Here is a 12,455-nt window from a genome sequence, read left to right as displayed (position 1 = left end):
GAAGCAATAGCATCGAGATTCCGACCAGGAGCTTTGTCGGAATGACGGAATCTAGCCTTTTCGCAATAACCGTCAGTTGTCATCCCAATGAGCCTGCCCTGAAATGCTCTTGTTCAGGGCTCCTGTTTGGGGTCTCCTGTTCAGAGTCATCCCGAACTTGTTTCGGGATCTGGTTTTGATCCTCTCGGCGGGGCCGGAAGATCGTTGACGGATAACGTGGTTTTTAGCAGCGTTCATCCGCTCTTTCCCCGCGAAGCGGGCATTGCGACCTGGGCAGTTCTTGCACAGCCTTGCGTTCAATGTTCTACAACTGTATCACTTCTCAATGGAGTCGGCAGCGCGTCCGCCGAGGGCTTCCTAAGGACCAAGAGCAAAGCTCTTAGCTCTCGAATGAAGATCTATCTCATAGCAAAAAAAGCAGGGTTAACTGAATGCAAAAAATGGAGTCACGAAAGAACGAAAGAAGCAATTTATCGGAAATATATCGGCATTTTATCGGAAATGGGTACTAACTTCCCAAAAGGTTATAGGTTTTTCTAAAAGCGGTAAGAAACTCTATTGGATCGTAAAACAACAAACTGAAATTGCGGCATCAACTTACCTCCTATATTATTATAAACCCGCGATATTCAGTAACCATTTCGGCAACTTGCATATTCTCGAAGTAATTAGCTCCTTGTACTGTGAAAAACATCTTCCCAGGAATACCAGTGGTTTTTCATTTCAGGCGAATAATCTCCTTGTTCGTTTAAAACGCATACTTTCAAACCCGTCTTCGTAGTTCCATCTAGGTTATTCGGCGAACCGGTAGGTTGCATTTGCAATTCATGAGAGAAAACAATTCGCTTATCACACTCGAGTTAGTACCTTCGTTGTCCTGAGCCTTGCCTTCGAATGTGTGCAAGCCTTTAGAGTATCCACTCCATGTATAGCTTGTGCTCGTGCCATTCTTACCCAGCTGTCACCATCTTTTCTGTATTCGTACTTGGAAATAGTTCCATCCGGATCACTTCCATTCCAGCTGAATGTGCTGCTGTTCTGGGATATTGCTCCGGAAGGGCTACTTGCTTTGGTGATTGTTGGAAGCGTGTTTGGAACGGGTGGACATCGACTTATAAATAGCACCACAGCTGCTATAAGCACCAGCAAACAAAACGAGAAAATTTCGCTCTTCATTACCCACCTCCACAAGTGAGGCTTTGCATCTATACAAAATAAGTGAGGGCTCAGGGAAAATATGGGAAGAGGTGCAATGTACTGATGCGATTAATATACCACTTGTTACATTATAAACAAAATGGAAGTTTCCCTGTTCTAATTAGACAATGTGATTAGTTACATAAAGAAAGAGAGCCTGGTCCATTTATGTCTTTTATTGAGTAAAAAACCAATGATTAAGAACTATAAGTGACAATAATCGCTTAGGATAAGCCTCAACAAATTATAGTAAGCTCAATGGGTATCACTGAGTCTGAAGAATACGAAGGATTTTGGCAGTTCAAGACAGACTTTGAGGTATGATATTCGTCAGCTTTCTCTAAATAGTTAACATACGGTTAGTCACTGCGAAAATAAAAAATGCCACTTTATGCTCCGGATTTTCGTTCACAAAGTTGGCTTTTCAGTATAAGTCTACATAACTAATAAGTGTAAAGTGTAGTCTTTTCCAAACTAGCATTTCTGGTTCATACGCATATTAAGCAGATTGAGATCATCACATGTCTAGGTTGATCTGTTACTAGAGAGTGGCATGCAATCCCTTCCTTCCTGCCGTTGGATGAAAAACCTTTTCTGGACTCCATTTTTAACAACCCGTCAACCTTCATCAGGCTACAGGAAATCTCTATTGAAACAGAATCAAAACTCACTACCACAGTAAGATAAAGCTGTAGCTTCAGATTGTGCACACACAATTGCTTCCGAGTTAGTCATTTGAAGTTCTTATAATAGCCAATACCGCCAGCAAAACGAAAGGCGCAATGTTGCCGCTACGGGTGTCCTAAGAAGCTAGTTTCATAAGGCTTATTGACGGTTATTTGAAGTGCTCTTCACAAAAGAGCTCAGTCTTTTTTGTGGCCCGCATAATTTGGGTATCTTGATTCAGAAGTTGACTTGCTCAAGTAATCTAGTCCAGCCATGTGAAAGATTCTGCTTCAGGCGTTCTTCAGTCCCTTTCTGGACTTCAGATGAAACAACAGCAGAACGACTACACTCATCACATAAGGCAGCATTAGAGCGAACTGAGGCGCGACCTTCTCGCCTTGCAGCTTGACAGAAAGAGCATCGAAAACACCAAAGAGCAGAGAGATGACAAGTATCCTCTTCGGTTTTCCCCCCGAAATTAGAATCGCGGCAAGTGCTACAAAACCTCTCCCGCCCGTCATCTCGCGGGAGAACATCCTTACGTTGTATAGCGAAAGCTGTGCCCCCGCAAGTCCACAGAGAGCTCCACACAAAACGCTGGAACACAGTTGAACAAACCCCACCTTCACACCTGCTGTTGTAAGGGCCTGAGGCATCTCTCCACAAACCCTAAGCCTGAGCCCAAAGGAGGTCTTGTAGACTATGAATGCCAAGACAAAAGCAATCAGAATTGAAAGATAAGTGAGTATACTGAAATTCAGAATGTAGTTGTCTAGAAAGTAGTTTCCAGTTATGAGTTTGAGTTCAGGAATTGGCGCTATATCTGGAGAGTTGAATGCATTTTCTCCCTTAAACATGATTCTCATAAGGAATAAAGTGAGTGAACTCACCAATATGTTTATTGCAAAACCGATTGCGAAGTTGTTTGCTTTCAAGAAACTTACAAAAACTGAGTACAGCAATGATATTAGAATGGAAGCCATCATTCCGGCAATTATGCCGTAAAAAGCATTCCCTGTAAGATATGAAAACACTACGGAGAAGAAGGCGCTAATCAGCATGAGTCCTTCCATAGCCACGTTGATTATACCTGCATGATAAGTTAGTGCCCCTCCTAACGATGCAAGCAGAATTGGAGTCGCCATTCGGATTGATGTTCGAAATAGTGTAGTGATCAATTCCATGTCCATTCTAATTATCCCCCCGTCCAACAATGAAGGTCTTGAATGCAGCTACAAATAAAACCATAACCGCTTGAAGAACACCGCTAATCTCAGCCGGAACCGACGAGAACAACTGTAGATTCACACTTCCGGTTTGAAGTACAGAGAAGAGAAAGGCAATCCCAATAATGATCAGTGGATCATTGAATGCAAGTAGACAAATCAGGAGACCAGTAAATCCGTATCCCGGTGAAAAACTTTGCATAACCCTTTGTGTCATTCCCAGGACCAGAAGACCACCGGCTAGACCTGCCAAAGCACCTCCAATGAGCATCGACAGAAGCTTTATCTTCTTGACCTTAACTCCACTCAACTCTGCAAAAACCGAGTTGCTTCCAGTGATTTCAAATTCATATCCCATGATGAACTTCTTCCTGAATACGAATAGAACCAAAACTATCCCTATAGCAATAAAAAAAGTCGCGGAAAACTGTGACCCTTCGAACAAATATGGAATGACATAATTCGACTTTATATAGGGAGTCTGGGCAAGAGGTGATCGAGGGTCTCTAAATGGTTTGTTGATCAAATAGGCTATCAACTGAGCGGCGATGTAGTTCCCCATCAGAGTAGTAACTACCTCATCCATTCTCAACTTGATCTTGAATATCGCAGGCCACGCAGCCCAGGCCATACCAAATGCAGCAGATACCAAAAGGGCCACGACAATGTTCACGATACCCGCTCCGAAATCTATAGAAAAACCGACTAGAGCAGCCCCGAATGCTCCCAACAATAACTGACCCTCTCCACCGATGTTCCACATTCCGGTCCATGCAGGAACGGCAACGGCGGCTGCGGCTAAAATCAATGGAACCATTTTGTTTAAAGTAGACAAAAGCTGATAGTGGTTGCCTAGTGAACCTTCAATAATAAAGCTGAATCCTTTGAAAGGTGACTCTCCGCCAAACCATATAATCAGTGCCCAAACCGATAAGATACAAACTACGAGAAGAAGCGAGAGAAGGAGCTTTCTTAGACTAAGAGTTCGTGCAGCTTGCATTCTGCGACCCCCTTATCCCCGTCATGTAATAACTGATCTCCGTCGTATCGTAATGAGGGTATGCCAGCTCCGCAACGGCTCTACCGCGGTATAACACAATAATTCTATTCGCAAGATCCATTATCTCCTCGAGATCACCGCTGATCAAGATAATACCGGAACCACTCTTTGAAAGTCTCCTGAACGAATCGTGGATGAGCTTTCTCGCTGCCACATCGACTCCTGCTGTGGGCTGAGAAGCAATAAGAACGGCAGGATCATATGCGATTTCGCGTCCGACGAGAAGTTTCTGCATGTTGCCCCCCGACAAAGCCCTCACAGGGGTTCGAATATTCTTACCTGTTCTAACGTCGTAATCGGCAATGATTGACTCGGTGAACGCGTTTGCCTTCGAGCTATTTATCGCCAGTTTCCCAAATCTTCCAGATTTATGGTGGCCCGCAATGCTGTTCTCGACTATACTTCTGTCAGGCGCTAGCCCCTTCTTCATTCGATCGTCGGTGATATAGGCAAGTCCTGCTTTTCTTCTTTCGAGCGTATTTAGTGATTCGATCGAAGATCCCTTTAGTAAGATTTCTCCCGAGGACAACATCAGATTTCCTGCAAGCACCTCAAAGAGCTCCTCCTGACCATTTCCTCCAACTCCTGCGAAACCTAGGACCTCCCCTTCGTGGAGGTCAAAGCTCAAATTCTTTAGTATTCCCGATGCGTCGGAAATCTGCTTCACAGACAAAACGATTTCATCTCTCACGAAGTTTTCTGGTCGTTCATAGAGATCACTGGCTGTTCCGATCATCATGTTTGCCACACTCTCTCTGTTCACGTCCTTCTTGTCAAAAGTACCTACGACCTTGCCCCTTCTCAAAATCGTTATTCGGTCAGCAATAGCGAAGACCTCTCCCAGTCTATGAGAGATGAAAACCACCGTCTTACCCATGTCCCTAATTCCAGTCACAAATTCAAGAAAGTCATCCACCTCGTTCGGGGCTAGCACTGCGGTTGGTTCATCAAGAATAACGAAATCCGTATCTCTATAGAGAACCTTAAGAATCTCAACCTGCTGCTTCTTACTTATCGGTAAGTCCTGTATTCTGTCATCCGGAGAGATCGACATTCTAAGCCTCTCAATCAACGAAGAAACCGAACTGTTCATCTCGGCGTTGTTGATCTTTCCAATTCTGTTCTGAAAGCGTTTCTCCATACCAAGCACTACATTCTCGGCAACCGTTATGCTCTGCACGAGCTTGAAGTGCTGGTGTACCATTCCTATGCCAAGGCCTATCGCTTCCGAGGGATGTTTTGGCGAGAACTGCTTGTCCTTGAACGTTATTTCTCCCGAAGTCGGTTTGAACATTCCAAATAGAATGTTCATCAGAGTCGACTTTCCAGCGCCATTCTCTCCCACGATCGCGTGAATCTCGCCTCTTTTTACATCGAAACTCACTTCTTTGAGTGCTTCCAGGCCATTTGGGTATGTCTTCGAGACTTTATTGCAGACAAGAATTGGTAACACCCCCCGAGATATTGAAGACGGAGCCCCCGGAGGGGCTCCAAAAAACATCAGTTGAGATATGAGTCTACTACGATTTCTCCGTTCGCGATCTTCTCCTGAATCTCTCTGATTTCTATGTAGACTGACGCTGGTACTGTATCCATCATGAATTCGTTATACGCGAGTCCCACTCCGCCATTAGCAATACCGTAGACATGGAGGGAACCCTTTTCAAGCTTATTCTCAACCTGCATTCTAACGATATCCAGAACTGCGACGTCAACTTTTTTCATCATACTAGACACTATGAAACCTGGCTGAAGATAGCCCTGATCCGTATCAACGCCAATTGCAAAGAAGCCATAGTCCTTAGCTGCCTCGAGAATTCCGAGACCCGTGGGGCCCGCGGCCTGGAAAATCACATCGGCTCCTTCTTTAGATACTGAATAGGCCGTCTCTTTTCCAAGGGCTGGATCGTAATGATCTCCGGCATATCTCGCAATGACCTTGACTTCTGGATCGACATATCTGACACCATGTTCGTAACCGACCTGATAGTCCCTGATTACGGGCATATCGAAACCGCCGACAAATCCAACTATCTTCTCGGAATTGATCTTGCACAGTTCAGTCTTGTCAGTCAATAGCGCAGCAAGGCATCCAGCGAGGAAAGCTCCTTCATTCTGCTTGAAAGGAACTGAAACGACGTTTGGAAGATCCGATGCGCCGTCGATATAGACAAAGGTCTTCGACAGGAACATTGCGCTTACCTCCGCGAGCTCCTTGTCAAAGAAGTAGCCAGGATCTACGAAGATTAGATCGTAGTTCATAGCTGCCGCTCTCAAAGAATCAAAATACTTCGAAGGGTCGACATGGCACTCGAATACTTTGTATTCAATATCGAACTGCTTTTCTGCTTCTTGAATGCCAATGTAAGCCATGTCCGTAAATCCACGGTCTCCGATTGCGTCTCCTGCAACAATGGCCACCTTCAATGCGCCGAAACCCGTTGCAACGATCCCCAGTAGAAATAGAACGAGAATCATTCGTTTCATGATACTTTCACCCCCGTTTTGATAGATTTATAGTGCTTGCTTTCTAACATCTCTTTTCTATAGGGATAAGATGTAGCAGCACCGATTCTTTCTGTGCTGATCCCTGCGTAAATATTTCCGTAAATGCCAATCTCCTTCTCTTCAAGATTGTTGACATAACCCCAGATAACGGCTGCGTTGAAGGCATCACCTGCTCCCGTGCATTCAAGAGCCGTTACTCTTGGAGCGGGAAAGTCAAAACAGCTATCCTTCGAAAAGAGAGAACAACCATTTGCTCCTCTCTTTATCCAGATGTCAGAAATACCAGTTGAAAGCAAGTCCGAGCAAAACCTGAACTTGTCAGACTTTGAAAATAGAGCTTTCAACTCATCTTGAGCGGGAAGGAAGACATCCACGAAAGGAATTATCTTTTCTATTCTCGAAATCGAAACCAAATCGGTCTTTCTTATGTTGGGATCGAAGAAGATCTTCGTGCCGGAAGACTTGGTTTCCTCAACAACTCTAAGAAATGTCTCGAAAGTCTCCTCACCTTCTACAACAGACACACCCGTAAGATACAATATACCTGAATCCAGAGAGGTTCCCGAAAGATCTTCGTAAGTTATATGTACATCGGCCGCACCTCTTCTGAATGAGAAGAAGGTCCGCTCGTTGTTTGTAGAGAGAGAAAACACTACACCGGTTGAATACGACTCCGAGATTTTAGGAGAGAATTCAATTCCAAGTGTCAAAAGTTCGGCCTTTATGAAATCGCCAAAAATGTCCTCTCCTATCATAGTGAAAAAATCAGCATCGATCCCAAGCTTTCTCAATCCAACATAAGTGTTCAGTCCTGAGCCACCGGGTCGCAAAGCCGGTTTCTCGCTGTAGGCACAGCTACCCGGTGTGGGAAACCCATCAAACTTCCCGATTATATCTACGTTTACATCACCCAGAACAAGAACGGATCTGCTCATCGCTTTCTTATCTCCTTGATGACCTTCATGAACTCCTTGACTCTCTCGGAATCCACTGACTTGTAAGAATCACCGTCGACCTTGAAAGTGGAACCAACAAAAGCTCCTGAAGCTACTTCGAAGATCTTTCCAGCGTTAACCTTGTTCATTCCTGAACCCACCATAATCGGGTAATTTGGAAGTACGCCTCGCACCTTTTTCAGATCTTCGAGAGGCGTCTCAAATCCAGTGTGCTTTCCACTAATGATTACAGAATCCGCCAGGAAATATGCGGCATCGTAGGCGGATTCTTCAATCGGTCTCATCGCAAGAGGCGCGGAATGTTTGATATGAACGTCTGCAAAGATCCTTATGGAAGGATCGAGGAATTTGCGGTATCTAAGAATTTCATGAGGTCTTCTTATTGCTAAGCCCGAAACATCTACAGATGCTTCGGTGAACACGGTCGCTCTCACGAATTTCGCGCCGGAGGAATGCGCTACAGCAATGGATGCTATTGGATCGGCAAGAAGACAGATGCCCATAGGCGTATCCGGAAAAGCTTTGTGAACTTCGTGTGCAACAATGGAGAGCGAGGAAACAGTCTCGGGGGCGGCAACATCCGGGAAGTAAGACGGATCGTTGTAATTCTCGACTTGAACGCCATCTACTCCGCCTTCAATGAGCTTTCCCGCTTCGTCCAGCGCATGATCTATTACTTTTCTTAAACCCTCCCCATCATAAACTGGTGAGCCTGGTAATGGCTTTAGATGAATCATCCCAATTATTGGTTTCGAAGTACCAAACAACTGGTTGAACTCAGTTATTGTGGTCATCAATCAAGCTCCTTTCTGCACTTCTCCATATGATTTGCAAACTGCCTGACTCTCTCGGGGTCCACAGGGCTTTCAGTCTTACCGTCTTTCTTAAGGCTCGTTCCAACAATTACAGCATCGCCAAGTTGTGGGAAGTACTCGGAAAGACTTTCTGGAGTCACCCCGCTTCCCACAATAAGTGGAAGCTTTGGAAGGTAATCTCTTACCGCCTTTACATCCTCTGGTTTGGTCTTGCCGCCGGTCTTTTTCCCCGTGACAATAACGGCATCGGCAAGTCCTCGTTCAAAGGCATCTTCGGCCGATTCCTCAATGGGTCTGCGTGAAAGCGAATAGCCGTGCTTGATGTGTACATCTGCAAATATCTTTACGTCTCTGGCTTCGATCATCTTTCTGAATCTCAGTGCATCGGCTGCAATACTCTCCATCATTCCAGCATCAACTATGTATGTCTCCGTGTAGTAAGGTACCCTGATAAACTTGCCCCCAACTGCTTTCGCGATCGCAAGAGCAGAAATCGCATCGGATTGGAGAACGCAGAGCCCTATTGGAACAGAGAGATTAGCGACTACTTCCGAAGCAACATAGGTCATAGATGCAACGGTCTCGGGACCGACTCTCTTTTTGAACATCATGTCGCGGAAGTTTTCGATTATCAGGCCGTCCACGCCATTCTCCACCATGGTTTTGGCTTCTTCAACAGCGAGCCTGGTAATCTCTTTCATAGACATTCCTTCATATCTCGGCGCACCTGGCAGTGGCTGCAGATGAACTACACCGATTATTGGGAGCTTCTTTCCAAACATTTCTTCAAACATCTTCATCATCTCACTTCCTGTCTATAGAGTTCTTGGGATATAAAATATCTGTCTGGCCTGAACAATCCCTCCATGTATTCAATAGGTACGTTGTTCGAAATAAATGTGAGCCTAGTTATTTTCAGGAGGGGGGCTTTGTCTTTCACACGCAGAAAGTTCGCAGTCCTTTTGTCGGCTGCTTCAGCTGTAACCGTTTCGGTAGCCTTTTCTATTCGAAGGCCTAGGGACTCAATTTGGTTGTAGATCGAAGTCGCGCTGAAGTCTATCTCATCTACCGGAAATGCTCTTGACAAAGGAAAGTACGAAACAGTAATCGCCATTTCTAGATCGTCAACCAACCTCAGTCTTTCAACTCTCATCACCTCATGACTGCTGTCAATCCTTAGAAGAGAAGTGACTGAGTTTCCAGCCTGACCTCTCTCGATCCGTATCAATTTGGCTGAGGGGCGATGCCCGGTAGAGATTATTTCCTCTGAGAAGCTTCTCAAAACATTTAGCTCGGTTGCAAACTTCTCACTGCTTACGTAAGTACCCTTGCCTACCATTCTGACAAGGATTCCATCGTTAACCAGCTGATCGATGGCGTGTCTAACAGTCATGCGACTTACCTTGAAGAGATCAACAAGCTCCCTTTCAGACGGAATTCTGTCACCGGGGATAAGTATGCCTTTTTCGATCTGCTTGATCATGTAGTTTCTGATTTTAAGATAGATAGGTATCATGTTGACACCTCGCATTCACACACAGATATCTATATGTCTATACCAGTTTTATTCTACACTTTCTTCGTGAAGCGTTTCTTTTGCTGCAATTAAGCTTTTATGCGGCATATAGACCATTACACTGTGTTCTCTATTAAGAGTAGTTTTCGAACGTGTACCAGCTGAAAGAATCTCACCCTTTCATTTTCAGAATGCTGCATGAAAGGGTCGTATTCCTCAGTGTCGCTGGGATGTTTAGTTCGGCCAGACCAAGTGAACCGGAACAGTTGTCAATTCCAAGCGCAACCTTGTTCAGTAAGAGCCTATAATCAATTCCTTAGCTTCTGATTTGACCATGAGCAAGAGCGAGAATTGGAGGTAAGGAGAGCCGGATGCGAGAGGGAAAAATCCTGAGCGAAGAATACAGCTTTACATTCCTCATCAAAAGATCTCTAGAGCGACAATATGAAATTGTGTTTTATATACTGGACATTTTAATCAAAAACTGTCCGTTAAGCAGGTCATAGTTGAAGAGAGACGCTTGTCGCTCGCTAAGAGACGCTGCTCGCTGGGACGACCATCGATGCTGAAACAGGTTCAGATACGTTGAGCACGGGGTATCGATTACAGGGTATGGGGTCTCGTGAACAGAACCGGCAATCAATTCAGGGGCTCACTGCAACTGAAAAAAATTATCCGAGCAGCGGCTTCAAGAAGCCCCTCACAATGTCATCCCGAACTTGTTTCGGGATCTTGTTTTGATCCTCTCGGAGGACGGTAGACCGTTGACAAACAACGTGGTTTTCATCAGAGTCGCGCGGCTCTGCTCGAAGGATGGGCCTGCGGTCACGGAGGACCAGGGAGACCTCAACAACAAGAGTCTATCTCCTGGTATCCTGATCCCTAGGTTGACTGAATGCAGAAAATGGAGTCACGAGGGCAAGGGACAATATGATGAGTGAGTTTTTTTGTATTATTGGTTCACAGGCTAAATATTGGGCCACAAGGTTGCATGGCACTGATGCTTTTCGATATGGAGAGTGAAAACATAGGTATATAGTCCGCCGCAAGCTTCTGAACACATCGCTGTCAGTCTCTTGTCAATGCCCACAGCATCCCGCTCTGAAATTGGTAACCTGAAACTGCTCTCGAGAGAACCAGCGAGACTACTCACATTTCTCATATCTAGAAATTATGGAATTCTGCCAAACTTTCCCGTACAGTGAGGAAAAACCGTACATTCGTCCCTATTAATGAATAAACAGGAAAAATGCCTGCAAATTGCCGGCATTTGTGTTTGTTGTTAAAAACTAACTGTCTATATAATGTAATCGATTACATTGAAATCGATTACATCTTTTGCAGGAGTTGCTTATATGAACATTAACATTTCCAAAATAGCGAAGATGGCAAGAGTATCTACGGCGACTGTTTCCCGGGTAATAAACAATCCAGAGAAGGTATCAGCTAAAACCCGCGAGAGAGTTGAAAGTGTAATAAGCAAGCTAGGCTACGTGCCAAATCAGCAGGCGCGAAGCCTTAGAAGCCAGCAGACGAAGATGATTGCGATTATTGTTCCGCACAGCGCTGATTATCTCTTCACATATCCGTATTTTTCGATTTTCTTGAGGGAGACCTCGCTCGAATTGAGTCGTCTCGGTTACCATCTTATTCTGACAACCGACGAACCACATAACTCCGTGATAGATACTTACCGTGTATTCACAGACAAAAGACTAGTGGATGGATTTGTGGTACTTGACTTGAAAAACGAAGACGAAAGAGTGGACTTTCTCAAATTGCGGAACATTCCTTTTGTGGCAGTCGGTAGAAACGAAAAAGATAAGGACATCTCATTTGTAGATACCGATAATGAAGGAGGTGCGTATCTTGCAGGGAAGCACCTCGCCCGAAAAGGTTGCTCGCATGTTCTCTTTATTAACGGCCCAGCCGATCAAAGCGTTTCTCTATGGAGGGAACGCGGCTTTCAAAAAGCGGCGCAGGAAATGAATTTCACCTTTCTCGGCCGCAATGGAGACTTCGTTGAAAAGAGCGGCTTCGAAATAACGAAAAAACACCTTGGCCAGTTCGACGGCATCTTTGCGGCTTCAGACCTGATGGCGATTGGCGCGTTGAAAGCCTTGAGGGAAGAGGGGGTTTCTCTGCCAGTCGTGGGATTTGACGATATTCCCATTTCATCAGACGTTTCGCCCTCTCTGACAACGATCCACCAGCCAATAGACGAGGTCGGAAGAAGGGCCGCTATCAATCTTATCAGACTCATATCCGAAGACCACACGGAAACGACGATTCTTCCGGTCGAGCTGATTGTCAGAGAATCCTCAGAGGTGAAAAGATGAAGGTTTTCAAGAACGGAAACCTTATGGTAGTTACCGATGACAGAGGGATCATCGACTGCGAGTATGAAAAGGCGGCCGGACTTTATCTGGAGGATACCCGTTTCATATCCAGAATGATATTAAAGTCCTCGCACAAGCTCAGAAGACTACACACAGATTTTTCCTGGGACAG

General features: G+C 45.1%; 11 protein-coding genes. 2 read left to right on the top strand and 9 right to left on the bottom strand.

Translation table 11 applies throughout. The features are described 5' to 3' along the window. Positions 1–849: 849 nt before the first annotated feature. The 9 genes from BG32_RS07150 to BG32_RS07110 form a co-directional block, all read right to left on the bottom strand. On the bottom strand, positions 850–1,176 hold the full coding sequence (locus tag BG32_RS07150) for a hypothetical protein (RefSeq protein ID WP_014731217.1): 327 nt from the start codon (positions 1,174–1,176) through the stop codon (positions 850–852). Positions 1,177–2,153: 977 nt separating this feature from the next. After that, positions 2,154–3,053 (bottom strand): ABC transporter permease, encoded by a 900-nt coding sequence (locus BG32_RS07145; RefSeq protein ID WP_014731216.1) that lies wholly within the window; start codon positions 3,051–3,053, stop codon positions 2,154–2,156. A 1-nt stretch (position 3,054) separates the two neighbouring features. Then, positions 3,055–4,089 carry an ABC transporter permease gene (locus BG32_RS07140; protein WP_121526614.1) on the bottom strand — a complete coding sequence of 345 codons (1,035 nt, stop codon included), beginning with the start codon at positions 4,087–4,089 and terminating at the stop codon, positions 3,055–3,057. Beyond that, positions 4,067–5,602 (bottom strand): ABC transporter ATP-binding protein, encoded by a 1,536-nt coding sequence (locus BG32_RS07135; protein ID WP_041928452.1) that lies wholly within the window; start codon positions 5,600–5,602, stop codon positions 4,067–4,069. Before BG32_RS07135 ends, BG32_RS07140 begins: the two co-directional genes overlap by 23 nt. Positions 5,603–5,649: 47 nt before the next feature. Continuing rightward, on the bottom strand, positions 5,650–6,636 hold the full coding sequence (locus tag BG32_RS07130; RefSeq protein ID WP_014731213.1) for a BMP family protein: 987 nt from the start codon (positions 6,634–6,636) through the stop codon (positions 5,650–5,652). Beyond that, positions 6,633–7,592: a carbohydrate kinase family protein gene (locus tag BG32_RS07125; protein ID WP_014731212.1), complete on the bottom strand. Its 960-nt coding sequence runs from the start codon at positions 7,590–7,592 to the stop codon at positions 6,633–6,635. The genes BG32_RS07130 and BG32_RS07125 overlap by 4 nt, the downstream gene beginning before the upstream one ends. Continuing rightward, the gene (locus BG32_RS07120) at positions 7,589–8,407 is read right to left on the bottom strand and encodes a BtpA/SgcQ family protein (RefSeq protein WP_014731211.1); all 819 of its coding nucleotides are present in this window, start codon (positions 8,405–8,407) and stop codon (positions 7,589–7,591) included. The genes BG32_RS07125 and BG32_RS07120 overlap by 4 nt, the downstream gene beginning before the upstream one ends. Further along, on the bottom strand, positions 8,407–9,231 hold the full coding sequence (locus tag BG32_RS07115) for a BtpA/SgcQ family protein (RefSeq protein ID WP_014731210.1): 825 nt from the start codon (positions 9,229–9,231) through the stop codon (positions 8,407–8,409). Before BG32_RS07115 ends, BG32_RS07120 begins: the two co-directional genes overlap by 1 nt. After that, a complete protein-coding gene (locus BG32_RS07110) occupies positions 9,228–9,944 on the bottom strand; it encodes a GntR family transcriptional regulator (protein ID WP_014731209.1) in 717 nt (238 codons plus the stop codon). The genes BG32_RS07115 and BG32_RS07110 overlap by 4 nt, the downstream gene beginning before the upstream one ends. A gap of 1,355 nt (positions 9,945–11,299) precedes the next feature. Here BG32_RS07110 and BG32_RS07105 point away from each other — a divergent pair. Together BG32_RS07105 and BG32_RS07100 are read left to right on the top strand one after the other, a co-directional pair. Beyond that, complete coding sequence (locus BG32_RS07105) at positions 11,300–12,283, top strand: LacI family DNA-binding transcriptional regulator (protein ID WP_014731208.1); 984 nt, start codon at positions 11,300–11,302, stop codon at positions 12,281–12,283. Further along, positions 12,280–12,455 (top strand): glycogen debranching N-terminal domain-containing protein (locus tag BG32_RS07100; RefSeq protein ID WP_147434867.1); only part of this gene is annotated, 176 nt, incomplete at its 3' end. The genes BG32_RS07105 and BG32_RS07100, both read left to right, overlap by 4 nt.

Origin of the sequence: Mesotoga sp. HF07.pep.5.2.highcov (assembly GCF_003666285.1) — a bacterium.
Classification (GTDB): domain Bacteria; phylum Thermotogota; class Thermotogae; order Petrotogales; family Kosmotogaceae; genus Mesotoga; species Mesotoga prima.
This window is presented reverse-complemented; position numbering and strand designations above follow the sequence as displayed.

Coding starts and splice junctions, on each gene's coding strand:
- BG32_RS07150 (WP_014731217.1), bottom strand. CDS start 1,176: ATGAAGAGCGAAATTTTCTCGTTTTGTTTGCTGGTGCTTATAGCAGCT.
- BG32_RS07145 (WP_014731216.1), bottom strand. CDS start 3,053: ATGGACATGGAATTGATCACTACACTATTTCGAACATCAATCCGAATG.
- BG32_RS07140 (WP_121526614.1), bottom strand. CDS start 4,089: ATGCAAGCTGCACGAACTCTTAGTCTAAGAAAGCTCCTTCTCTCGCTT.
- BG32_RS07130 (WP_014731213.1), bottom strand. CDS start 6,636: ATGAAACGAATGATTCTCGTTCTATTTCTACTGGGGATCGTTGCAACG.
- BG32_RS07125 (WP_014731212.1), bottom strand. CDS start 7,592: ATGAGCAGATCCGTTCTTGTTCTGGGTGATGTAAACGTAGATATAATC.
- BG32_RS07120 (WP_014731211.1), bottom strand. CDS start 8,407: ATGACCACAATAACTGAGTTCAACCAGTTGTTTGGTACTTCGAAACCA.
- BG32_RS07115 (WP_014731210.1), bottom strand. CDS start 9,231: ATGATGAAGATGTTTGAAGAAATGTTTGGAAAGAAGCTCCCAATAATC.
- BG32_RS07110 (WP_014731209.1), bottom strand. CDS start 9,944: ATGATACCTATCTATCTTAAAATCAGAAACTACATGATCAAGCAGATC.
- BG32_RS07105 (WP_014731208.1), top strand. CDS start 11,300: ATGAACATTAACATTTCCAAAATAGCGAAGATGGCAAGAGTATCTACG.